A 22,057-nucleotide genomic window follows, 5' to 3' on the forward strand; every position below is an offset into this window, starting at 1 on the left:
CACACCTCCTAAAGAGCATCGAGCGGCTCAAAGCTGTTACACCACCAATAACGCGCCGCATCCCGATTGGGTTTATTGCTCAATCCAAAAATATATAAAAGCAATCCCCGCGCCATCTTTTGATGGGCATCTCGCGCATGTGTGCGTGGGAAAGCGCGCCAAGGCGTGGTCAGCGTGGTTCCGAGGTGGGGTCGTCATGGTGCAAGGCACCGAACAAGGTCGGTGGGCACCGTTCGCGTGCGCGCAGGTGCACAGCATCGAAGGCTCGCCGTGCGGCCGCTTCTAACTGCTTGAAAAATCTGGAAAATCGGTGCGCCGGCCACTGTTGAGCGCCGGGCAGTAGACGATGCAGCGGGGCACAGCGATGTGCGCCTGCCGCATCCAGGTGCTTCTTCTCAGCTGAAGAATTCCTTGGCCTTGTCGAGCCAGCCCTTGTCGGTCGGGCTGTGCTTGTCGCCGCCCTTCTTCAAGGAGTCGTCGAGCTCCTTCAGCAGCTTGCGCTGGTGCTCGGTGAGCTTGACTGGAGTTTCGACCCGCACGTGGCAGTACAGGTCGCCCGGGTAGCTCGAGCGCACGCCCTTGATGCCTTTGCCGCGCAGGCGGAACTGCTTGCCGCTCTGGGTGCCGTCAGGAATGTCGATGGCCGCGGCGCCCTTGAGCGTGGGCACGCTGATCTCGCCGCCCAGTGCGGCCGTGGTCATGCTGACGGGCACCACGCAATGCAAGTCGTCGCCGTCGCGCTCGAACAGCTCGTGCTTCTTAAGGCGGATCTCGATGTACAGGTCGCCGGGCGGCCCGCCATTGGTGCCGGGTTCGCCGTTGCCGGTGCTGCGAATGCGCATGCCGTCGTCGATGCCCGCCGGAATCTTGACTTCGAGCGTCTTGTTGTTCTTGATCTTTCCCTGGCCATGGCACACGGTGCAGGGCTCGGGAATGATCTTGCCGCTGCCGTGGCAGGTGGGGCAGGTCTGTTGCACGCTGAAGAAGCCCTGGCGCATCTGCACTGCGCCAGCGCCGTGACAGGTTGTGCAGGTTATGGGCTTGGTCCCGGGCTTCGCGCCGGAACCGTGGCAGGTGCCGCAGTCGTCCCAGCTCGGGATGCGGATCTGCGCTTCCTTACCTTCGGCCGCTTCTTCCAGCGTCACTTCCATGGCATAGCTCAGGTCGCTGCCGCGGAATACCTGGCGGCCGCCGCTGGTGCGGCCACGGCCGCCGCCGAACACGTCGCCGAAGATGTCGCCGAAGGCCTCGGCAAAGCCGCCGAAGCCGTCTGCACCGGGGCCGCCTCGCATGTTGGGGTCGACGCCGGCGTGGCCGTACTGGTCGTAAGCCGCGCGCTTCTGTCCGTCGGACAGCATTTCGTAGGCTTCCTTGACCTCCTTGAACTTGGCCTCGGCATCCTTGCTGGTGTCACCGTGGTTGCGGTCCGGGTGATGCTTCATCGCAAGCTTGCGATAAGCCTTCTTGATTTCCTCCTCGCTCGCGTTCTTGGGAACGCCGAGGGTCTCGTAGTAGTCGCGTTTTGTGGCCATGGCTGATTCGGTCGGGGCGGGCGGGAAGCCGTAACTTGAAGCGAGAAAGGCTGGAGCACCCGATCAGGTGATCCAGCCTTGTTCGAAGGGCTGAAGATCAGCCTTTCTTGACTTCCTTGACTTCGGCGTCGACCACGTTGTCGTCAGCCGGAGCACTTGCAGCTTCCGGGCCAGCACCAGCCGAGGCACCCGGGCCGCCGGCGGCGCCTGCCGCGGCCTGCGCGTCGGCATACATCTTTTCGCCGAGCTTCTGGCTTGCCGTCATCAGCGTGTTGGTCTTTTCCTCGATCGAGGCCTTGTCCTCGCCCTTGAGGGCTTCTTCCAGGTCCTTGATCGCGGCTTCGATCTTTTCCTTCTCGCCGGCGTCCAGGCTCGCACCGTGTTCGCCGAGCGACTTCTTCACGCTGTGGACCATGGCTTCGCCCTGGTTGCGGGCCTGCACGATCTCGAGCTTCTTCTTGTCGTCGGCCGCGTTGAGCTCGGCGTCCTTCACCATCTTCTGGATCTCTTCCTCGGAGAGGCCGGAGTTCGCCTTGATGGTGATCTTGTTTTCCTTGCCCGTGCCCTTGTCCTTCGCGCCCACGTGCAGGATGCCGTTGGCGTCGATGTCGAAGCTCACCTCGATCTGCGGCGTGCCGCGCGATGCCGGCGGAATACCCTCGAGATTGAACTCGCCCAGCAGCTTGTTGCCCGAGGCAATGTCGCGTTCGCCCTGGAACACCTTGATGGTCACGGCCGGCTGGTTGTCTTCGGCGGTGGAGAAGGTCTGCGCGAACTTCGTCGGGATCGTGGTGTTCTTCGTGATCATCTTGGTCATCACGCCGCCCATGGTCTCGATGCCCAGCGACAGAGGGGTCACGTCGAGCAGCAGCACGTCCTTGCGGTCGCCCGAAAGCACCTGGCCCTGGATGGCGGCGCCGACGGCCACGGCTTCATCGGGGTTCACGTCCTTGCGCGGCTCCTTGCCGAAGAAGGCCTTCACCTTTTCCTGCACCTTGGGCATGCGGGTCATGCCGCCGACCAGGATCACGTCGTTGATGTCGGACACGCTGATGCCGGCGTCCTTGATGGCCAGGCGGCAGGGCGCAATGGTGCGCTCGACCAGCTCGTCGACCAGGCTCTCGAGCTTGGCGCGCGTGAGCTTGATGTTCAGGTGCTTCGGACCGGTTGCATCGGCCGTGATGTAAGGCAGGTTGATGTCGGTCTGCGCGCTGTTCGACAGCTCGATCTTGGCCTTTTCAGCGGCTTCCTTCAGGCGCTGCAGCGCGAGCACGTCCTTGCTCAGGTCGACGCCTTGTTCCTTCTTGAACTCGGCAATGATGTAGTCGATGATGCGCTGGTCGAAGTCTTCGCCGCCCAGGAAGGTGTCGCCGTTGGTCGACAGCACTTCGAACTGCTTCTCGCCGTCGACGTCCGCAATTTCGATGATCGAGATGTCAAAGGTACCGCCGCCGAGGTCATACACGGCAATCTTGCGGTCGGCCTTGTCTTGCTTGTCCAGGCCGAAGGCCAGGGCTGCAGCGGTGGGCTCGTTGATGATGCGTTTCACGTCCAAGCCCGCGATGCGGCCGGCATCCTTGGTGGCCTGGCGCTGGGCGTCGTTGAAGTAGGCCGGCACCGTGATCACGGCTTCGGTCACCGGTTCGCCGAGATAGTCTTCCGCAGTCTTCTTCATCTTGCGAAGGATGTCGGCGCTGACCTGCTGGGGCGCGATCTTCTTGCCGCGCACTTCCACCCATGCGTCGCCGTTGTCGGCTTTCGCAATGGTGTAGGGCATCAGGTCGATGTCCTTCTGGACTTCTTTCTCTTCGAACTTGCGGCCGATCAGGCGCTTGATCGCGTACAGCGTGTTCCGGGGATTGGTCACGGCCTGGCGCTTGGCCGAGGCACCGACCAGCACTTCGCCGTCTTCCTGGTAAGCCACGATCGACGGCGTGGTGCGCGCACCTTCCGAGTTCTCGATCACACGCGTGGTGTTGCCTTCCATGATCGACACGCACGAGTTGGTGGTGCCGAGGTCGATGCCGATGATCTTTGCCATGTTCTTTACTCCTGAAAGCCTGAAAAATATGTTGTTATGAACTTGTGGATAACCCGGCGCGATTCAAGGTATGAAGCGGGGATTTCCTGTGGGAATCGTGTGAACCGTTGCGCGGTTACTTGGGCGCGCTGACCGTGACCAGCGCTGGGCGCAGCACGCGCTCGTTGATGGTGTAGCCCTTCTGAAGCACGCTCACCACGGTGTTGGGTTCCTGCTCGGGGGCGGGTACCACCGAGATGGCCTGGTGCTGGTGCGGATCGAACTTGGTGCCGGGGGCGGGCGCCACCTCGATCACCTTGTTGCGCTCGAGTGCGCTCTTCAGCTGGCGCAGCGTGGCTTCGGCGCCTTCCCGGATCTGCTCGGGGGTGGCATCCTTGATGGCCAGGCCGGCTTCCAGGCTGTCTGTCACGGGCAGCAGGCTCTCGGCAAAAGCCTCGACCGCGAACTTGCGGGCCTTGGTGATTTCGTCGTCCGCGCGGCGGCGGGCATTCTGGACGTCGGCCTGGGCGCGCAGGTATTGATCGGCCAATTCGGCATTCTTGGTCTGCAGCGCGGCCAGTTCACCTTGGGCCGCGGCCAGGGCGTCTTGCGCCTCGGCTTCGTTGGCAGCCTGAGCGGCCTCCAGTTCTTCGGGGCTTGGCTCGCCTTGCAGCATTTGCGAATTCTGTGCGGATTGTTGCGGGTCAGACATTTTTCAAAGAACCGGCGTGTGCCGGGAAACAAGCGATAGCCAGCCACTTGGGGCTGGTCAGGGGCTTTTCAAGCGAAAAAATGCGGCTCAAAGAGCCGCAACGGGAACAAAGCGCTGGACTTCTTCCAGTCACCGCGACACGAAGTGCGCGAAGACTGGAGGCGAGTCTTCAGTGCGCGTCGAGCAGCTCGACGTCGAACTTCAGCGTGGCGTTCGGGGGGATCACGCCGCCGGCGCCGCGTGCGCCATAGCCGAGCGATGCCGGAATGATCAGCGTGCGCTTGCCGCCGATCTTCATGCCGGCGACGCCTTCGTCCCAGCCCTTGATGACCTGGCCGGCGCCCAGCGAGAACGCGAACGGGTCGTTGCGGTCGCGGCTCGAATCGAACTTGGCGCCTTGAACGCCGTCGTTGTAGAGCCAGCCGGTGTAGTGCACGTGCACGTGCTGGCCGGCCTTGGCTTCAGCGCCGTCGCCCACGGTGGTGTCTTCGTATTGCAGTCCGGAGGGGGTGGTAGGCATGTTGAACGCTCCTTGCGTCAATGGAATGGATGTGGATGGATAAGCGGAAACCGAAGGCGCGAAGTTTACCGAGGCGCCGGAACGAGCCCGGCAGGCCCCTCAATTGGCAGTGTCAAGAGGCGGGCTGGAAGGCGGCGTCGAGGGGGAAGAGGAGGAAGAGGAGGAAGGCGCCGCAGGGGAGGGCGAAGGACCTGCGGGAGAAGGCGATGAGGGAGACGGTGTCGAAGAAGAAGGAGGGGGCGGCGTTACGGGCGCCGCAGCCTTCTTGATCTGCCCCAGCTGCCATTTGCCCGCAAAGGCCTGCAGGTCCGACAACCGCTTGAGCAGGTCTTGCCCGCTGACGGTGAGGCTGTAGCCGTCGCCGCCGTGGCTGACAAGCCCAGCCTCGCGCAATTCCTTGATCCGGGTATTGAGCGTATTGGGGGTGATGCCGCCGACGCTGTCCTGCAACAGGCGAAAGGTCTGGGCGTGGCCGTCGCGCAAAGCCCAGAGCACTCTCATTGCGTAACGGGCCTCGAGAAGTGCGAGCAGCTGGCTGACGGCTGCGTTTTCCTTGGTACTCATCGACATCATCTCCTCGGGGCTGGTCGGGCCGTCGGCCCTTGGAACAGGGCCGATGCCTCACGTTCTAGTGGCTCGTGGCCTGCTATGGCATTGGCCGGCGACTATAGCGCAAGGATCAGGATGCTACTAGTTTTATAGCTACGCGTGCATGCTGCACGGGGCCCCTGAGACAAAGCTTCACAAATTAGCGAAATTGGCCATGGCTTCGCCCAAGCGGACCGCGCGGGTGGGCGACCATTCCGAATTGAAGACCAGCGCAGGCGGCGGGAACAGCATGACGACGGTGGACCCGAGCAGGAACCGGCCCATTTCCTCGCCTTGCTTGAGCACGATCTGCTGGTCGTCGTAGTGCCACTCGCGCAGTTCGCCGCCCCGCGGCGGGTTCACCACGCCGTGCCACACGGTTTCCATGCTGCCGACGATGGTGGCCCCCACCAGCACCAGCACGAAGGGGCCTCGCGCGGTTTCGAAGACGCACACCACTCGCTCGTTGCGCGCGAAAAGGCCGGGCACGCCCCGCGCCGTGGCCGGATTGACCGAGAACAGGTCGCCGGGCACGTAGATCATGCGCAGCAGCCGTCCTTCGCAGGGCATGTGAATGCGGTGGTAGTCCTTCGGGCTCAGGTACAGCGTTGCGAAGCTGCCGTGGGCGAACTGGTGTGCGAGCGCCGCATCGCCGCCGACCAACGCGGTGGTCGTGTAGTTGTGGCCCTTGGCCTGGAAAATCTGGTGGCCGTCGATGGGGCCGAACTGGCTGATGGCCCCGTCCACCGGGCACACGAGATCGGCTTTTGCGAGAGGCCGCGCGCCGGGCTTGAGCGCGCGCGTGAAGAACTGGTTGAAGCTCTTGTAGTGGTTGATGTCCGACTCGAGCGCCTCGCCCATGTCGACGCCGTACTTGGCCACGAAACGCCGAATGATCCAGGTGGTGACGGCGCCTCGTTCCTTGCCCGCGACCCAGCCGGCGAAGTTCGTCAGGGCCTGCTTCGGAAACAGGTATTGATGCAGTACGGCTGAGCGGTCGGACACGTGTGAAAGGCGTGGAGCGCCTGGAATGCGAATCGGAGGGGCATTCTATAAAGGGCTCCGCGCGCCGGAAGTAGGAAGCTTCCCTTGTATACGGGGCCCCTCGTTCGCACGCAGGGCCCCTTGCAGGCTGTCCGTCCGGCGTCAGTCGGCCTTGATGCCCGCCGCCTTGATCACCTGCGCCCACTTCTCGACTTCGGACTTCTGGAAGGCGGCGATCTTGGCCGGGGTCAGGTCGGCGGGTTCCATGCCGAAGCCCTTGAGCTTGTCCTGCATCTCGGGCGTTGCAAGGATCTTGCGGATCTCGGTGTGCAGCTTGTCGACGACGGGCGCGGGCGTGCCCGCGGGCACGAAGATCGCCTGCCACGACAGCACCTCGAAGTCCTGCAAACCCGAAAGGCCCGACTCCGCAACCGTCGGCACGTCGGGCATCGAGGCCAGGCGCTTGGCCGAGGTCACGGCAATGGCGCGCAGCTTGCCGCTCTGCACGTGCGGGCCGGCCACCACGCTGGTGTCGAACATCATGTCGACCTGGCCGCCGATCACGTCCTGGATGGCCGGGCCGCTTCCCTTGTAGGGAATGTGCGTGAACTTGACGCCCGACTTGAACGCCAGCAGTTCGAGCGACAGGTGCTGTGAGGTGCCCGTGCCAGCCGAAGCAGACGACAGTCCGCCCGACTTGGTCTTGCTTGCTTCCAGCACGTCCTTCAAGGTCTTGTAGGGGCTCGCCTGGTTCACCACCAGCACCAGCGGGTTGGTGCCGATGAGCGTGACGGGCGCAAACGACTTCTGCGGGTCGTAGCCGAGCTTCGGATACAGGCTGATGTTGATCGCGTGCGAACTGATGGTGCCGCCCACGATCGTGAAGCCGTCCGGTGCAGCGCGCGAGCCGATTTCCGATCCCACGCTGCCGCCGGCGCCGCCCTTGTTGTCGATGATCACGCTCGTGCCCAGTACCGGGCCGAGTTTCTGGCCGATCAGGCGCGCCAGCACGTCGGTCGTGCCGCCGGCGGGAAACGGAACGAGGTAGGTAATGGCCTTGCCCGTGGGCCAATTGCCGGTGCCCTGCGCGAATGCGGGCAGGCTCGCGGCGAGCGAAGAGGCGAGGGCGGTGCGAATGAGTGTGCGGCGTTGCATGGCGAAGTCTCCTTTGATGATGTTGCGGTTCGTCGTCACGGTGTATCGACGATTTCGATCCAGTTCGGGTTCTTGCCCACGCTGATGCGCGCGGGCTTGTCCAGTGCGCCAGTCGCGGGATCGATGGCGTACAGCGCAACGCTGTGCGACTCCTGCCCGGCGGCAATCAGGTAGCGGCCGCTCGAATCGATGGCAAAGCCGCGCGGCGTTTTCTCGGTCGGCGTTTGGCCGAGCGGCTTCAGCTGTCCGGTGGATGCATCCACCCTGAAGGCTGACAGCGTGCTCGACGTGCGCTCCGAGGCATACAGAAAGCGCCCATCGGGTGTCAGATGCAGATCGGCTGCCCAGGGCTTGCCGGTGAATCCGGGCGGCAGCGTGGTGGTGCTCTGCTCGTGCTTGAGCGTTCCCCGCGCGGCGTCCCAGCCGTACACGTGCAAGCTCGCATCGAGTTCGTTCAGCAGGTAGACGCGTCGTTGCGCCTTGTCCCATACGAAGTGGCGCGGCCCCGATTTCGAGGCGCCCTGGGTCAGCGGCGGATCGTTCGCCGACAGCAGCCCCTTCTCGGCATCGAAGCGCCAGCTCGACACGTTGTCGCCGCCCAGGCTGGTGGCCAGCACGAACCGATTGCTCGCGTCCGCATGGATCGCATGTGCATTCGGCGCGGTCTGGACCAGTTGCTGGATCGGACCCGCCGCGCCGTCCTTGCCGATGGCGTTGACCGAGATCTTGCCGCCCTGGTAGGAGGCGGCAAAGAGCCACTTTCCGCTCGCGTCGAGGTCGATGTTGGCCATGCTGTCGGCCAGTGGCGCCTCGCCGAGCTTCTGCAGCTTGCCGCTGGCGGCATCGATCGACAGCGACACCACGCGAAACGGCTGAGAACGCAGCGCGGCGTAAAGCACGCGCTTGTCGTGGCTCACCGCCATCGGCATGACCGTGCCGCCGACGTTGAGCGTCTGCACCGGCTTGAGCACGCCTTGGCCGCGGTCCAGTTCGAGCACCGAAATCTCCTGGCTGTCCGCGTTGGACACGTAGACCCAGGTGGCCGCCGAGGCATGGCCGATGGCGGCCATGGACAGCAGCGCGGCCGTACTCCGAACCATCGCCCCCGGCAAGCGGGTGCGCAAAGAGACACGAATTGCGTGAAGCATGGGAGTGTGCCGGTTCATGGCTTGATGTTGAGTTTGGCGATCAGCGCCTTGAAGTACGCGTTGTCCTTGGCCAGCGTTTCCTTGAACACCGCGCCGTCGGTGTAGACATAGCCGAGGTTCTGCTTGTCCATCACTTCATGCATGAGCGGCTCGGCCGCCGTCTTGGCCGTGATCTCGCGCAGCTTTGCCATGACTTCGGGTGGTGTGTTTTTGGGCGCGCCAAGACCGCGCCAGGTGCCGATCGAGAGGTCGATGCCGCGCTCCTTGGCGGTGGGTACCTTGTCGAAGCCCTTCACGCGCTTGTCGGCCATGACCATCAGCACCTTGAGCTTGCCGGACTGCACGTGCGTCGTGACTTCGGCAGGGCTTACGGCCACCGCCTCGATGTGTCCGCCCAAGAGGGCCAGCACCGCGGGCGCCGCACCCGGGAAAGGGATGTGGCCGAACTTGGTGCCGGTCTTGTCTTCGAGCGCGGCCGCGGCCAGGTGCCAGATGGAGCCGTTGCCCGAGTTGCCCACGCGAACGCTTTCAGGCGACTTCTTTGCCGCGGCCAGGAACTCCTCGATGGTGTTCCAGGGCGCGTCCGCCTTGACGGTGATGGCGGCCGGGTCGGCGTTGAGCTGCGCAATCGGCTGGAAGTCGTCGTAGTTGAACTTGGCCAGGCCCAGGTGCGGCAGCGTGAGCAGCTCCACCGTCAGCACCGCGAGCTTGTAGCCGTCCGGCCGGGCGTTGATCACCTCGGTCCAGCCGATGGCGCCGCCCGCGCCGGGCCGGTTGACGATCACGATGCTCTGCGAAATGTGCTTGCGGCTCGCTTCGGAGAATGCGCGCGCCAGGCCGTCCGTGCCGCCGCCCGGCTGGTAGGGCACCAGCAGCTCGATGGCGTGGTTCGGAAAGTTGCTGCTGTTGCTCTGGGCCGTGGCCAGCGCCGCGTAGCCGAGCGAGAGGACTGCCGTCGCGGAAAGGGCGGCCAGGCCGCGCAGGAATCTGTTTCTTCTCATTGGTTGTTGTCTCCGTTATTGATCTTGATTCCGCAAGCCTCGGGAAAAGGCTGAAATTCGTCTTGCCGTTAGGGCATGTATTGCCCGCCGTTCACTTCGATCACCTGGCCCGTCACATAGCCCGAAAGCTGCTCGGAGGCCAGGTAGAGGAATGCGCCCACGCATTCATCCGGCGTGCCAAGGCGAGCCATGGGGATGCCGGCGCGGAACGATTCGAGCATTGCGGGCGTGGAGAAGCGGTCCTGGAACGGCGTCTGGATGACGCCCGGCGCCACCGCGTTCACGCGGATCTTGTCGCCGACGAGTTCCCGGGCGAGTCCGTGCGTGGCCGTGCTCACGAAACCTTTGGAGCCCGCGTACAGGTAGGCGCCAGGCCCGCCTCCGGTGCGTGCCGCGACCGAAGTCACGTTGATGATGTTGCCGCCGCCATGGGTGCGCATCAGCGGCACCACCTCGCGCGCAAACGCGAGCACGGAGCGCGCGTTGATGTGCATCACTTCGTCGAACAGCGCATCGTCGAACTCCGCAATGGGCACGCGCTTCACCAGGCTGCCCGCGTTGTTCACCAGCACGTCGATGCGGCCGAACCGCGCGGCCGTCTGCTTCACGCATTCGCGGATGGCGGCGGTGTCAAGCGCGTCGCCCTGCAGCGCAAAGGCGTCGCCGCCGGCCTTGCGGATGGTCTCGACGACCTGATTGGCGGCATCGGCCGAGCTGTTGTAGTGCACCGCCACACGCATGCCGCGCGCCGCGAACGCAACGGCCACGGCCGCGCCGATGCCAGTGCTGGCACCGGTGACGAGCGCTGTCTTGCCTTTGAGGTCTTCCATGGATGTTTCCTTTCGAGGTCGTCGAATGAAGTCAGGTCACTGGTGCGGGGTTGAACAGCACCAGCGCGTTGTGCAGCTTCCACTGTTCGGCCCAGGTCTTCTTTCTGCCGCTGGCCACGTCGAGCATCAGGCGGAACATCTCCCAGCCCACGTCCTCGATGGTGGCGTCGCCGTCGGCAATGCGGCCTGCGTTCACGTCCATCAGGTCGTGCCAGCGGCGCGCCAGGTCGCTGCGCGTGGCCACCTTGATCACCGGCACTTCGGCCAGGCCGTAAGGCGTGCCGCGGCCGGTGGTGAACACATGCAGGTTCATGCCGGCGGCCAGCTGCAGCGTGCCGCAGATGAAGTCGCTGGCGGGTGTTGCTGCATAGAGCAGGCCCTTTTGCTTCGCCTTCTCGCCCGGGGAGACCACGCCGGAGATCGGCGCGCTGCCGCTCTTGACGATCGAGCCCATGGCCTTTTCGACGATGTTCGAGAGCCCGCCTTTCTTGTTGCCCGGCGTGGTGTTGGCACTGCGGTCGACGCGGCCGCGGTCCAGGTAGGCGTCGTACCAGGCCATCTCGCGGATCATGGCGTCGGCCACCTCGGGCGTGGTCGCGCGCGAGGTGAGCTGGTCGATGCCGTCGCGCACCTCGGTCACTTCCGAGAACATCACGGTGGCGCCGGCCCGCACCAGCAGGTCGGTGCAAAAGCCCACGGCCGGGTTGGCCGTGACGCCCGAAAAAGCATCGCTGCCGCCGCACTGCACGCCCACCACCAGCTCGCTGGCCGGCACAGTCTCGCGCCTGCGCGCATTGAGCCGCTCCAGGTGCTCCTCGGCCTGCCGCATGATCGAATCGATCATCGACATGAAGCCAACGTGCGCGTCGTCCTGCAGGCACACCACGTCGAGCTTGGCATTGGCCGTCTCGCCGATGTCGGCCACATTGCGTTCATCCACCAGCGCAATGCTTCCCGGCGGCAGCAGGCGCTCGGGCTGCAGTTTTTCGCAACCCAGGCTGATGACCATCACCTCGCCGCCGAAGTTCGGGTTGAGGCTGATGTTGCGCAGCGTGCGGATCGGAATGATCGCGTCGGGCGCGTCGATGGCCACGCCGCAGCCGTAGCTGTGCGAGAGGCCCACCACGTCGTCGACGTTGGGGTATTTCGGCAGCAGCTCGGCCTTGATGCGCTGCACCGCAAAATCGACCACGCCCGCCACGCATTGCACGGTCTGCGTAATGGCGAGGATGTTGCGCGTGCCCACCGACCCGTCAAGGTTGCGATATCCCTCGAAGGTGTAGCCCTCCAGCGGCGGCTGCGCGGGCGGCTTGACGGTGGCGATCGGCAGGCCTTCGAGCTCGCGCGCCGCGGGCATCTGCAGCAGGCGCTCGTGCACCCAGCTGCCGCGCGCAATGGGCTTCAGCGCGTAGCCGATGACCACGTTGTAGCGAACGACCGCGTCGCCTTCGGCCAGGTCGGTCAGCGAGACCTTGTGGCCTTGCGGCACGTTGTCGACCAGCACGAGACCATCGGCAAACGCTGCGCCGGCCTTCAGGCCGCCGTCATTGGCCACGATGGCGACGTTGTCCGCCGCGTGCATGTGGATGCGGTGCGGCGGGCGTACTGCGGGGGAAGGGGACACTGATGAGTCGGCCATCGAAACGAACTCCGCGTTGCTTGTGTTTGCTGTCACTTGACCGCGTTGACGAGGTCCGGCAGCCACATCGAGAACGCCGGAACATAGGTCACGAGCATCAGGCAGATCAGGAGGGCACCATAGAACGGCCAGATCGACCGCATCACCTGCCCGACCGATACCCCTCCGATCGCACAGCCTATGAACTGCGTGGTGCCTACCGGTGGCGTGTTGAGGCCGAGCGCGCAATTGATCAGCATGACGATGCCGAACTGCACCGGGCTCATGCCGAACTGCATGGCAATGGGCAGGAAGATGGGCGTGCAGATCAGGATGGTCGCGGCCATGTCCAGGAAGGTGCCCAACACGAACAGCAGCACGTTGATCATCAGGAAGATGACCCACGGATCGCTCGAGACGCTGGTCATGAGCTCACCGGTCTTCTGCGGCACTTCGTACAGGGCCATGAAGTAGCCGAACGCCGAAGAGATGCCGATCAGCAGCAGCACCACCCCGGTCGTCTTGCACGCCTTGGCGCAGGCCTTGAAAAAGTCCTTGCGGCTCAGCGAGCGGTAGACGAGTACCGTCACGCCCAATGCCCACAGCACAGCCGTTGCGGCTGATTCGGTCGCGGTGAAAACGCCCGACAGAATGCCCACGAGGATGATCGCCACGATCATCAAGCCCGGCAGCGCGCCGATGAACGCCGCAAGCACTTCGCCCCAGCCGGGGAAAGCGCCGCGAATCGGATAGCCGCGGCGGATTGCCACGTAGTAGGCTGCGGCCAGGTTGCACAGCGTGAGCAGCAGCGCCGGGATGAGGCCCGCCAGAATCAGGCTCAGCACGCTGACCGATGCAATGCCGGTGGTCGCCAGCGTGAAGATGATCAGGTTGTGCGACGTGGGCATCAACGCGCCCACCAGGGCCGCGTGCGTCGTCACGTTGACGGCGTAGTCGGCGTCGTAGCCTTCCTTCTTCATGAGCGGAATCATCACCGAGCCCATGGCCGAGACGTCGGCCACCGGCGAGCCGGCCACGCCGCCGAACAGCGTGCAGCCGATCACGTTGCTCATGCCCAGGCCGCCGCGCACGTGGCCCACCAGGCTGTTCGCAAAGCGGACGATGCGCTGCGCAATGCCGCCATAGAGCATGAGTTCGCCGGCAAACACGAAGAACGGAATCGCCAGGAAAGAGAAGATCTGCATGCCGCCGACCATCTTCTGGAACACCACGGCAACGGGCAGGCCCGCATAGAGCACCGTCGCGACAGAGGCCAGGCCGATCGAGAACGCGACCGGTACGCCCAGCACCAGCAGCACCAGGAAAACGAGAGAGAGGACAGTCAGTTCCACGCGGGCACCACTTCTTCATCGCGCAGCAGGGCGACGATATGTTCAATCGAAAAAAGCACGATCAGGAGGCCCGCGATCACGAGCGCCAGATAGTCCAGGCCCACCGGAACACCCATCATGGGCTTGATGTCGGTCCACTTGAGCGATGTCCAGATCCAGCCGCTCCACGCCATGATTCCGCCGAAGAGCGCAACCAGCGCATGAATCAGTACCTCGATCTTCAGGCGCAGCGATTCGGGCAGGAGCACCACCAGCGAGTCGAGCCCGATGTGGCCGGCATCCCGCACGCCGACGGCAACGCCAAGCGCCGTGACATACAGCACGAGCTGCAGCGCAAGCCCTTCGGCCCAGGTGGGCGTGTCGTTGAATACATAGCGGCCGACCACCTGGTACTGAACGCACACGATGATGGTGATCAGCATCGCGACGGCGAGCATCAGGCTGGCCTTGGAGAGGAACGCACAGAAGCGCGAATAGGCGTGGTTGGACGGAGGGCGTCCGTTCGGATGGACCAGGTCTTCGAGCTCGACGGGCACACCGGTCGCCATCGTGTCTACCGCGGGAACGGTCAGTGTCATGGGAATTTCCCTGAATATGGATGGGGCCCTCCCCGAAGAACGGGAAGGGCCGGGGCGCGCTACTTGTTGTCTTGCACGGCCTTGACCAGGCGCTGCAGGTCAGGCGTCGAGATGAACTTCGTGTAGACCGGCGTCATTGCCGAGCGGAACGAGGCCTTGTCCACGTCGGCCACGATCTGGGCGCCACCCTTGGTCACGACTTCGAGCGACTTGGCTTCCTGCTCGTCCCACTTCTTGCGCTGGAACGCGACCGATTCCTTGGCCGTGGCGCGGAACAGGTCCTGGTCGGCCTTGGGCAACTTGTCGTAGATGGCCTTGGACATCACCAGCATTTCAGGCGCCATGGAATGTTCGGTGCGCGAATAAAACTTCACTGCTTCGTAGTGCTTGAAGCCGTCGTACGAGGGAATGTTGTTTTCCGCCGCGTCGATGAGACCGGTCTTGAGTGCGGTGAAAACCTCGCCGGTCGGCATCGGCGTCGCGTTCGCGCCCATGGCGCTGACCAACGCGACCCAAAGGTCGGACTGCTGCACGCGGATCTTGAGGCCCTTCGCATCTGCGAGCGTCTTCACCGGCTTCTTGGCGTAGATCGAACGCGCGCCGCTGTCGTAGAAGGCGAGGCCGACCAGGCCTTCGTGCTCGCAGCCCTTCAGGATTTCTTCGCCGATGGGGCCGTCGAGCGACTTGCGCATGTGCGCGATCGAGTCGAACAGGAAAGGCATCGTCGGCACCAGCGTCTTGGGGCAGATCGAATTCAGCGCGCTGATGTTGACGCGGTTCATCTCGAGCGCGCCGATCTTGACCTGGTCGAGCGTCTCCTTCTCGCTGCCCAGTGCGCTCTTGTTGAACACCTTGATCTTGTACTTGCCGTTGCTGCGCTTGTCGAGCAGCTCGCTCATGTGCTTGACCGCTGCGACGGTGGGGTAGTCGTCGCTGTTGTGCACGTCGGCCGAACGGAACTCGACCGCATTCGCTGCCATGGCCAAGGCGCCTACGGCCAGGGCGATGAGGTGGCGGGTGTATTTCATTTGTCTTCCTCTTGGGGTTGGTGGTTAAAAAACAATCAGAAACGGCATTCGGGTTCTGCAAGCCCCTTGATGCCCGGGCGCAGCGCAAAAACGCCGCCCGCCAGCGGTTGATCGGACAGGTCGCCACCGGGGCGGATCGATGTCACGTAGAGCGTGTCGAGCTCTGGGCCGCCAAAGGCGCACATCGCGGGCTTCTTCACCGGCACGGCAAGGGAGCGGTCGAGGCGTCCCTCGGGAGTGAAGCGGTGAACGAGCCCGGCGTCATTGCCGCAGATCCAGTAGCAACCGTCGGCGTCGACGGCGGCGCCGTCGGGGCGACCCGGCAGCGGCTTCATGTCGACGAATACGCGGCGGCTATGCGGCGTGCCGGTATCGGTGTCGTAGTCGAAAGCCCAGATGGTTTGAACCAGCGGATGCGAATCCGAGAGGTACATGGTCTTGCCGTCGGGGCTGAAGGCGAGGCCGTTCGGAACGATCAGGTGCTCGAACTGGGCGCGCAGCGCGACCTCCGCATTCACGTCGCCCTGGTAGCGGTACACGCGGCCGACCTCGTGGGCTGCCGCCATGTCCATCTGCATGGTGCCGGCCCAGAAGCGGCCCTGGCGGTCGCAGCGGCCATCGTTGAAGCGCATGCCGCGTTCGGGATGGACGGCGCTGGCTACGGGGCTCGCGGCGAGCGTGCCGTCGGCGCGCGTGGCAATGGCGAACAGCCCGCTTTCCATGCCGGCAATCCACTCGCCTGGATGGCCGGCACGCGGTGCGATGCAGGCCAGCATCTCGTCACCAGTCCAGCAGACGTGCGCTTCGGTCGCGGCGTGCCAGCGGTGCAGTTGTTTCGCCGGAATGTCTACCCAGTAGAGGGCCTGCTCATCGGCGCGCCAGACCGGGCTTTCGCCGGTGGCGCATCGCGCATCGAGAACGAGTTCGGCCTGCATGCTGGACGTCATTGGTCGCCGAACGGGCCCTGCGCCGTGAACGCGCCGCCCTGGTAGATGGCATTGGGGTCGGTCGGCGCCACGGGAGGCTGGGCCTCCACCTTGTCGCGGAACACCTCGGAGGTGTCTTGCGGCACGAAGCCCAGGGGCGCCGCCGCGCTGTTGTCCCACCAGACATCGCGGTTGGCGGACATGCCGTAGACGATCGTGTGCTTCACGCCGGGCGTGAAAATCGACTTCTCTATCAGCGAGGTGAGGTCGCGGTAGCTGAGCCAGGTGCTCATCATCCGGCGGTTGAGCGGCTCCGGGAACGACGAGCCGATGCGGATGCTCACGGTCTCGATGCCGTAGCGGTCGAAGTAGAACTGCGCGACGTCTTCGCCGAACGATTTCGACAGACCGTAGTAGCCGTCCGGCCGGCGCTGCGCGCTGGCGTCGAGCCGTTCGCTCTGTTTGTGAAAACCGATCACGTGATTCGAGCTCGCGAACACCACGCGCTTCACGCCGTGCCGGCGGGCGGCTTCGTAGACGTTGAACACGCCCTTGATGTTGGCCTCCAGGATCTCCTCGAACGGCCGCTCGACCGAGACGCCGCCAAGGTGCACGATGGCGTCGCAGCCCTCGATCAGCGCATGGACCGCCGCCTTGTCCGAGAGGTCGCAGGGCACCACCTCCTCGTGCGCACCCTCGGAAGGCGCGATCGCGGCAATGTCGGAAAGGCGCAGGATCTCGGCAAAGGGGCGCAGGCGTTCGCGCAGGACCTTGCCCAGGCCGCCGGCTGCACCGGTCAGCAGAATCCGGCGCAGCTTGTTGTTCGAGGCTTGTGGGGACGTCGACATGTTGGCTTGTGAAAAAGGTTGATTTCCAGGGGGCGATGGCGCAATCACCGACTAGGCGGGCCGGACAATCCGGCGGTTGGGTCAGTTCAGAAACCAAATCAATGAACGGAACGGCGCCAAGACGCTCAGTGATGAGTTATCTGTTGTCGTACAACTAATAGGAGATTATTATCGTGACCATGGTCCAAACGGCTACGGGTAATCCCTCAATTTCAGATGCAGCGGCTGACGCCGTTGCCGGCGCCTCCTTCGTCGGGCGCCCGCGCCCGCGCGGGCTGGCCCATGGGCTGGTGGAGGATCTGGGCGAGAAGATTCGCAGCCAGTCCCTGCGCCCGGGCGACAAGCTGCCCACTGAGTCGGCCATCATGAAGACCTTTGGCGTGAGCCGAACGGTGGTGCGCGAGGCGCTGTCGAAGCTGCAGGCCGCAGGACTGGTGGAAACGCACCATGGCGTCGGCACCTTCGTGCTGCAGCCGCGCGCAGCAGGCATGTTCCGGCTCGACTCCGCCGACATCGCCACCTCGGTAGATGTGCTGGCGGTGCTCGAGCTCCGCATCAGCCTGGAGACGGAATCCGCGGGCCTCGCGGCCACGCGCCGCACCGAAGAGCACCTGCTTGCCATGCGACAGGCGCTCGACGATTTCGAGCGCAACGTGGCAGTGGCGGGGGACACGGTGGCGCCCGATTTCCGCTTTCACCTGCAGATCGCGCAAGCCACGGGCAACCCGTATTTCGCGGACATCATGAGCCACCTGGGCACCACGATCATTCCGCGCACGCGCATCACTGCCATTCGCAACTACGATCGGCGCGGCGAGTACCTGAGCCGCGTGAACCGCGAGCACGAAGAGATCTATGCAGCCATTGCGCGCCGCGATCCAGAGTCGGCCCGCGCGGCCATGCGCATCCACCTGACCAACAGCCGCGAGCGGCTGCGCGTGGCGCAGGAAGCGGCGCAGCAGGCTGCGGCCACCACGCCGCCAGCCACTTCCTGAGCAAAAATTCGAGCAAACGCTGGACAAGCGTCATTCGTAGTTGTACGATGACTGACAACACAACCCAGCAGGAGACCTGAATGAGCTTGAAAAGACGTGACCTGATGCTTGGCGCCCTGGGCGGCGGCGTCCTCGCAGCCGGTGGTGTGCATGCGGCCGACGCGTGGCCCACCAAACCGTTGCGAATTGTGGTGCCGTACCCGCCGGGCGGTTCGTCCGACATCATTGCCCGCTCCATCAGCCAGCCGCTGTCGGAAGCGCTCGGCCAGCCGGTCATCGTCGAGAACAAGCCCGGCGCCAACGGCAATCTCGGTGCCGATTTCGTCGCCAAGTCCAAGCCCGATGGCTACACGCTGCTGCTGTGCGACGTCGGTGCGCTGGCCATCAGTCCCTCGGTCTACACGCGGCTGCCTTTCGATCCTTCCAAGGACCTGCGCGGCGTGACCATGCTGGCCTATTCGCCGCACTTGCTCGTGGTGCACCCGTCGGTCCAGGCCAACAGCCTCAAGGAATTGATCGCGCTGTCGAAGAAGTCGGACATCAACTTCGCAGTGACCGCCACCGGCAGCGCGCCGCACCTTGCCGGCGTCGCGCTCGAGCGCGCCAGCGGTGCGCGCTGGCAATACGTGCCCTACAAGGGCGGTGTTCAGGCGGTGCAGGACACGGTCGCCGGCCAGACCCAGATCCTCATGAACGGCATGCTGGCCACCTTGCCGCACGTGCAAAGCGGCAAGCTCAAGGTGCTCGGCGTTTCGAAGTCGACGCGCATGCCGCTGATCGGCGAGGTGCCGACCATCGCGGAGCAAGGCGTGGCCGGTTTCGAGTCGGGCACCTGGCAAGGCGTGCGGGTTGCCAAGGGCACGCCCGACGCCATCGTGCAGCGCCTCAACAAGGAACTGATCACCGTCATCCGCTCGGCCGATATCCGTTCGCGCCTTGCAGGGCAGGGCGCAGAGGTCGTGACCATGGCGCCGGCCGAGGAAGAGCAATTCTTCGGCAAGGAACGCACGCGCTGGGCCAAGGTGGTTGCAGACGCCGGCATCAAGCTGGACTAGGCTTCGCCCAGTCTGCGCGCACTTCGGTCGCGCGCGCCTTCCCCGGTAGCCCACGAATCAATTCATTTCTTTCTTCAACTCACTTGTCATTGGTGTCTCGATGAACCCTCAAGAACTTAAATCCATCATGGGCTCCGGCCTGCTCTCGTTCCCGTTGACCGACTTCGACGCGAACGGAGACTTCAACAAGAGCAGCTACGAGAAGCGTCTCGAGTGGCTTGCTCCCTACGGCGCAAGCGCGCTGTTCGCGGCCGGCGGCACGGGTGAGTTCTTCTCGCTGACGGGCGACGAGTACCCCGGCATCATCAAGACCGCGGTCGACACCTGCCGCGGCGTGGTGCCGATCATTGCCGGCGCCGGCGGACCGACGCGCTTTGCCATCCAGTGCGCGCAAGCGGCCGAGAAGGCCGGCGCGCACGGCATCCTGCTGCTGCCGCACTACCTGACCGAAGCCGGCCAGGAAGGCCTGGCCGCGCACGTCGAAGCGGTGTGCAAGAGCGTGAAGTTTGGCGTCATCGTCTACAACCGCGCCTCCAGCCGCCTCAAGCCCGACACGCTCGCCGGCTTGGCCGAGCGCAACCCCAACCTCGTCGGTTTCAAGGACGGCATCGGCGACATCGAAGCCATGGTCGCCATCTACCAGAAGATGGGCGATCGCTTTGCCTACCTGGGCGGTTTGCCCACGGCCGAGGTGTATGCCGCGGCCTACAAGGCCATGGGCACGCCGGTGTATTCGTCGGCCGTCTTCAACTTCATTCCGAAGACCGCGGTGCAGTTCTACGAAGCCGTGCGCGACGACGACATGGCCACCCAGCATCGCCTGCTGAAGAACTTCTTCATGCCTTACCTCGAACTGCGCAACCTCACGCCTGGCTATGCGGTGAGCATCGTCAAGGCCGGCGCCAAGATCGTCGGCCACGACGCCGGCCCAGTACGCGCGCCACTCACCGACCTGAAGCCCGCAGAGATGGAAAAGCTTAAGGCGCTGATCGACGCGCTCGGCCCGCAGTAAGCGGAACGATCCACAAACAACAACAACGGAGACAACACCACATGCTCATGAAAAAGCTTCTTCTCATCGCGGCTTCGGTCGCTTTGTTCACGGGCTGCGCCATGGTGCCGGTCGGCGGTGGCGGTGCCTCGGCCGAACCGGCGGTGGCCGCGGCGGCCGAGCGGCTGCGCATCGCGATGATCGACCCGACGCCCGGCGCGCTCGGCGCGCTGGTGGCCGAGGACCTGAGCTACGGTCATTCGGGCGGCAGGGTCGACACCAAGGCCAGCTTCATCGGTGACCTGGTCGCCGGCAAGTCGGACTTCGTGGCCATCACGATCACCGACCAGACCGTCAAGGTGGTCGACAGCCAGACGGCCATCGTGCGCCACACGCTCGCGGCCGACACGCTCGATTCGGGCAAGCCCGGCAAGGTGGCGCTGAAGATCCTCGGCATCTGGCAGAAGCAGGGCGGCGACTGGAAGCTGCTGGCCCGCCAGGCCGTGAGAATCTAAGCACTGCATTTCCCCAGAGTTCGCGCAAATGACAACTTCATCCGCCTCTACTTCTTCCATCTCCGGCGCGCCCGTGGTCACCGGCATGCGCGTTGTGCCTGTCGCAGGCCACGACAGCATGCTGATGAACCTGAGCGGCGCGCACGGCCCGTTCTTCACGCGCAACCTGCTGATCCTGACCGACAGCGCGGGCCACACCGGCGTCGGCGAAGTGCCGGGCGGCGAGAAGATCCGTCAGACCCTCGAGGATGCACGCGACCTCATCGTGGGCCAGCCCCTCGGCAAGCACAACGCGGTGCTCAACAGCATGCGCAATGCGTTCGCCAACCGCGACAGCGGCGGCCGCGGGCAGCAGACCTTCGACCTGCGCGTGACCATCCATGCAGTCACCGCCGTCGAGGCGGCGCTGCTCGACCTGCTGGGCCAGCACCTCGAAGTGCCGGTGGCGGCATTGCTCGGCGAAGGCCAGCAGCGCGATGCCGTGCAGATGCTCGGCTACCTGTTCTACGTAGGCGATCGCACCAAGACCGACCTGCCGTACGAGACCGATCCCGGCGCCGACAACGACTGGTTCCGCCTTCGCCATGAAGAAGCGATGACACCCGAAGCCATCGTGCGCCTGGCCGAGGCCACGCATGCGCGCTACGGTTTTACCGATTTCAAGCTCAAGGGCGGCGTGTTGCGCGGCGAGGAAGAAGTCGAGGCCATCCGTGCGCTGCACGAGCGCTTTCCGAACGCGCGCGTCACGCTCGATCCGAACGGCGGCTGGCTGCTGCAGGACGCGATTCGCCTCTGCCGCGACCTGCACGGCGTCATGGCGTATGCCGAAGACCCCTGCGGCGCCGAAGGCGTGTTCTCGGGCCGCGAAGTGATGGCCGAGTTCCGCCGTGCGACCGGCCTGCCCACCGCCACCAACATGGTCGCCACCGATTGGCGCGAGATGGTGCACAGCCTGTCGCTGCAGTCGGTCGACATTCCGCTGGCCGACCCGCATTTCTGGACCATGCAGGGCTCGGTGCGCGTGGCGCAGCTGTGCCAGGCTTGGGGCCTGACCTGGGGCTCGCATTCCAACAACCACTTCGATGTGTCGCTTGCCATGTTCACGCACGTGGCGGCAGCGGCGCCGGGCAAGGTCACGGCCATCGACACGCATTGGATCTGGCAGGACGGCCAGCGCCTGACGAAGGCACCGCTGCAGATCGAAGGCGGCTTCGTGAAGGTGCCGACGCGCGGCGGGTTGGGTGTGGAGCTCGACATGGACGAGGTCGAGAAGGCGCACCAGCTGTACCTGAAGCACGGCCTCGGTGCACGCAACGACGCGCAGGCAATGCAATACCTGATCCCGGGGTGGACTTTCGACAACAAGAAACCCTGCATGGTTCGTTGAAGGTTTAGTCTCCGTTTTCGATTTTCCGCAGCCGGACACGCAGTGCTCCGGCTTCTTTCTTTCCATCGAGCAGCAAGGAAATCTCAATGCAAAACTTCGACAACCTGATCAACGGCGAATGGCGCGCCGGCGCCAGCTACAGCCCCAACCTGAACCCCAGCAACCTCACCGACGTGCTGGGCCAGTACGCCCAGGGCAGCGCCGCCGATGTCGAGGCCGCCGTGGCCGCCGCCACCGCCGCCTTCCCCGCCTGGGCCACCGGCAGCATCCAGGC

22 protein-coding genes are annotated in these 22,057 nt (G+C 64.5%); 6 read left to right on the top strand and 16 right to left on the bottom strand.

Annotated features, from left to right (window positions below; genetic code table 11):
- Positions 1 to 395 precede the first annotated feature (395 nt).
- From dnaJ to ASC78_RS09625, 16 genes are all read right to left on the bottom strand, one after another.
- Entirely contained in the window at positions 396 to 1,532 is a 1,137-nt protein-coding gene (dnaJ, locus tag ASC78_RS09555) for a molecular chaperone DnaJ (protein ID WP_055799884.1), read from the bottom strand.
- A gap of 97 nt (positions 1,533 to 1,629) precedes the next feature.
- Complete coding sequence (gene dnaK, locus ASC78_RS09560) at positions 1,630 to 3,573, bottom strand: molecular chaperone DnaK (RefSeq protein WP_055799886.1); 1,944 nt, start codon at positions 3,571 to 3,573, stop codon at positions 1,630 to 1,632.
- A 115-nt stretch (positions 3,574 to 3,688) separates the two neighbouring features.
- A complete protein-coding gene (gene grpE / locus ASC78_RS09565; RefSeq protein ID WP_082517486.1) occupies positions 3,689 to 4,264 on the bottom strand; it encodes a nucleotide exchange factor GrpE in 576 nt (191 codons plus the stop codon).
- Between the two features lie 169 nt (positions 4,265 to 4,433).
- Entirely contained in the window at positions 4,434 to 4,784 is a 351-nt protein-coding gene (locus ASC78_RS09570) for an FKBP-type peptidyl-prolyl cis-trans isomerase (protein WP_012746856.1), read from the bottom strand.
- A 99-nt stretch (positions 4,785 to 4,883) separates the two neighbouring features.
- The gene (locus ASC78_RS26975) at positions 4,884 to 5,348 is read right to left on the bottom strand and encodes a winged helix-turn-helix transcriptional regulator (RefSeq protein WP_082517487.1); all 465 of its coding nucleotides are present in this window, start codon (positions 5,346 to 5,348) and stop codon (positions 4,884 to 4,886) included.
- A 177-nt stretch (positions 5,349 to 5,525) separates the two neighbouring features.
- The gene (asd, locus tag ASC78_RS09575; protein ID WP_055799890.1) at positions 5,526 to 6,377 is read right to left on the bottom strand and encodes an archaetidylserine decarboxylase; all 852 of its coding nucleotides are present in this window, start codon (positions 6,375 to 6,377) and stop codon (positions 5,526 to 5,528) included.
- Between the two features lie 141 nt (positions 6,378 to 6,518).
- A complete protein-coding gene (locus tag ASC78_RS09580) occupies positions 6,519 to 7,511 on the bottom strand; it encodes a Bug family tripartite tricarboxylate transporter substrate binding protein (protein ID WP_055799946.1) in 993 nt (330 codons plus the stop codon).
- Between the two features lie 35 nt (positions 7,512 to 7,546).
- Positions 7,547 to 8,659, bottom strand: coding sequence for a lactonase family protein (locus ASC78_RS09585; RefSeq protein WP_443082711.1), 1,113 nt, complete (start codon positions 8,657 to 8,659; stop codon positions 7,547 to 7,549).
- A 14-nt stretch (positions 8,660 to 8,673) separates the two neighbouring features.
- The gene (locus tag ASC78_RS09590; protein WP_055799896.1) at positions 8,674 to 9,660 is read right to left on the bottom strand and encodes a Bug family tripartite tricarboxylate transporter substrate binding protein; all 987 of its coding nucleotides are present in this window, start codon (positions 9,658 to 9,660) and stop codon (positions 8,674 to 8,676) included.
- A gap of 68 nt (positions 9,661 to 9,728) precedes the next feature.
- The gene (locus ASC78_RS09595) at positions 9,729 to 10,490 is read right to left on the bottom strand and encodes an SDR family NAD(P)-dependent oxidoreductase (RefSeq protein ID WP_055799899.1); all 762 of its coding nucleotides are present in this window, start codon (positions 10,488 to 10,490) and stop codon (positions 9,729 to 9,731) included.
- 31 nt (positions 10,491 to 10,521) lie between these two features.
- Positions 10,522 to 12,129, bottom strand: coding sequence for a galactarate dehydratase (garD, locus tag ASC78_RS09600; protein ID WP_055799903.1), 1,608 nt, complete (start codon positions 12,127 to 12,129; stop codon positions 10,522 to 10,524).
- 32 nt (positions 12,130 to 12,161) lie between these two features.
- Entirely contained in the window at positions 12,162 to 13,460 is a 1,299-nt protein-coding gene (locus ASC78_RS09605) for a TRAP transporter large permease (protein WP_055799905.1), read from the bottom strand.
- Positions 13,451 to 13,897, bottom strand: coding sequence for a TRAP transporter small permease (locus ASC78_RS09610; RefSeq protein WP_235505039.1), 447 nt, complete (start codon positions 13,895 to 13,897; stop codon positions 13,451 to 13,453). Before ASC78_RS09610 ends, ASC78_RS09605 begins: the two co-directional genes overlap by 10 nt.
- 200 nt (positions 13,898 to 14,097) lie before the next feature.
- Positions 14,098 to 15,066 carry a TRAP transporter substrate-binding protein gene (locus ASC78_RS09615; RefSeq protein WP_055799911.1) on the bottom strand — a complete coding sequence of 323 codons (969 nt, stop codon included), beginning with the start codon at positions 15,064 to 15,066 and terminating at the stop codon, positions 14,098 to 14,100.
- Positions 15,067 to 15,101: 35 nt separating this feature from the next.
- Positions 15,102 to 16,001: an SMP-30/gluconolactonase/LRE family protein gene (locus ASC78_RS09620; protein ID WP_055799950.1), complete on the bottom strand. Its 900-nt coding sequence runs from the start codon at positions 15,999 to 16,001 to the stop codon at positions 15,102 to 15,104.
- 8 nt (positions 16,002 to 16,009) lie between these two features.
- Positions 16,010 to 16,840 (bottom strand): NAD-dependent epimerase/dehydratase family protein, encoded by an 831-nt coding sequence (locus ASC78_RS09625; RefSeq protein WP_055799914.1) that lies wholly within the window; start codon positions 16,838 to 16,840, stop codon positions 16,010 to 16,012.
- 179 nt (positions 16,841 to 17,019) lie between these two features.
- Between ASC78_RS09625 and ASC78_RS09630 the strand changes: the two genes are divergently transcribed.
- The 6 genes from ASC78_RS09630 to ASC78_RS09655 all read left to right on the top strand — a co-directional run.
- Positions 17,020 to 17,835 carry a FadR/GntR family transcriptional regulator gene (locus ASC78_RS09630; protein ID WP_055799918.1) on the top strand — a complete coding sequence of 272 codons (816 nt, stop codon included), beginning with the start codon at positions 17,020 to 17,022 and terminating at the stop codon, positions 17,833 to 17,835.
- 80 nt (positions 17,836 to 17,915) lie between these two features.
- Positions 17,916 to 18,890, top strand: a complete 975-nt coding sequence (locus ASC78_RS09635) for a Bug family tripartite tricarboxylate transporter substrate binding protein (protein WP_157634420.1) — start codon at positions 17,916 to 17,918, stop codon at positions 18,888 to 18,890.
- Positions 18,891 to 18,990: 100 nt separating this feature from the next.
- Positions 18,991 to 19,902, top strand: coding sequence for a 5-dehydro-4-deoxyglucarate dehydratase (gene kdgD / locus ASC78_RS09640; protein ID WP_055799924.1), 912 nt, complete (start codon positions 18,991 to 18,993; stop codon positions 19,900 to 19,902).
- A 41-nt stretch (positions 19,903 to 19,943) separates the two neighbouring features.
- Complete coding sequence (locus ASC78_RS09645) at positions 19,944 to 20,396, top strand: nuclear transport factor 2 family protein (protein WP_055799927.1); 453 nt, start codon at positions 19,944 to 19,946, stop codon at positions 20,394 to 20,396.
- 28 nt (positions 20,397 to 20,424) lie between these two features.
- Complete coding sequence (gene gudD, locus ASC78_RS09650; protein WP_055799930.1) at positions 20,425 to 21,783, top strand: glucarate dehydratase; 1,359 nt, start codon at positions 20,425 to 20,427, stop codon at positions 21,781 to 21,783.
- Positions 21,784 to 21,869: 86 nt separating this feature from the next.
- Positions 21,870 to 22,057 (top strand): aldehyde dehydrogenase family protein (locus ASC78_RS09655; protein ID WP_157634421.1); only part of this gene is annotated, 188 nt, incomplete at its 3' end.

It is taken from the genome of Variovorax sp. Root318D1 (assembly GCF_001424835.1).
In the GTDB taxonomy this organism is placed as follows: Bacteria; Pseudomonadota; Gammaproteobacteria; order Burkholderiales; family Burkholderiaceae_C; genus Variovorax.

What these genes read in the sequence shown, in the direction of transcription:
- dnaJ (WP_055799884.1), bottom strand. Translation starts at nt 1,532, where the DNA reads ATGGCCACAAAACGCGACTACTACGAGACCCTCGGCGTTCCCAAGAAC.
- dnaK (WP_055799886.1), bottom strand. Translation starts at nt 3,573, where the DNA reads ATGGCAAAGATCATCGGCATCGACCTCGGCACCACCAACTCGTGCGTG.
- grpE (WP_082517486.1), bottom strand. Translation starts at nt 4,264, where the DNA reads ATGTCTGACCCGCAACAATCCGCACAGAATTCGCAAATGCTGCAAGGC.
- ASC78_RS09570 (WP_012746856.1), bottom strand. Translation starts at nt 4,784, where the DNA reads ATGCCTACCACCCCCTCCGGACTGCAATACGAAGACACCACCGTGGGC.
- ASC78_RS26975 (WP_082517487.1), bottom strand. Translation starts at nt 5,348, where the DNA reads ATGAGTACCAAGGAAAACGCAGCCGTCAGCCAGCTGCTCGCACTTCTC.
- ASC78_RS09580 (WP_055799946.1), bottom strand. Translation starts at nt 7,511, where the DNA reads ATGCAACGCCGCACACTCATTCGCACCGCCCTCGCCTCTTCGCTCGCC.
- ASC78_RS09585 (WP_443082711.1), bottom strand. Translation starts at nt 8,659, where the DNA reads ATGCTTCACGCAATTCGTGTCTCTTTGCGCACCCGCTTGCCGGGGGCG.
- ASC78_RS09590 (WP_055799896.1), bottom strand. Translation starts at nt 9,660, where the DNA reads ATGAGAAGAAACAGATTCCTGCGCGGCCTGGCCGCCCTTTCCGCGACG.
- ASC78_RS09595 (WP_055799899.1), bottom strand. Translation starts at nt 10,490, where the DNA reads ATGGAAGACCTCAAAGGCAAGACAGCGCTCGTCACCGGTGCCAGCACT.
- garD (WP_055799903.1), bottom strand. Translation starts at nt 12,129, where the DNA reads ATGGCCGACTCATCAGTGTCCCCTTCCCCCGCAGTACGCCCGCCGCAC.
- ASC78_RS09610 (WP_235505039.1), bottom strand. Translation starts at nt 13,897, where the DNA reads ATGCTCGCCGTCGCGATGCTGATCACCATCATCGTGTGCGTTCAGTAC.
- ASC78_RS09615 (WP_055799911.1), bottom strand. Translation starts at nt 15,066, where the DNA reads ATGAAATACACCCGCCACCTCATCGCCCTGGCCGTAGGCGCCTTGGCC.
- ASC78_RS09620 (WP_055799950.1), bottom strand. Translation starts at nt 16,001, where the DNA reads ATGCAGGCCGAACTCGTTCTCGATGCGCGATGCGCCACCGGCGAAAGC.
- ASC78_RS09625 (WP_055799914.1), bottom strand. Translation starts at nt 16,840, where the DNA reads ATGTCGACGTCCCCACAAGCCTCGAACAACAAGCTGCGCCGGATTCTG.
- ASC78_RS09630 (WP_055799918.1), top strand. Translation starts at nt 17,020, where the DNA reads ATGGTCCAAACGGCTACGGGTAATCCCTCAATTTCAGATGCAGCGGCT.
- ASC78_RS09635 (WP_157634420.1), top strand. Translation starts at nt 17,916, where the DNA reads ATGAGCTTGAAAAGACGTGACCTGATGCTTGGCGCCCTGGGCGGCGGC.
- kdgD (WP_055799924.1), top strand. Translation starts at nt 18,991, where the DNA reads ATGAACCCTCAAGAACTTAAATCCATCATGGGCTCCGGCCTGCTCTCG.
- ASC78_RS09645 (WP_055799927.1), top strand. Translation starts at nt 19,944, where the DNA reads ATGCTCATGAAAAAGCTTCTTCTCATCGCGGCTTCGGTCGCTTTGTTC.
- gudD (WP_055799930.1), top strand. Translation starts at nt 20,425, where the DNA reads ATGACAACTTCATCCGCCTCTACTTCTTCCATCTCCGGCGCGCCCGTG.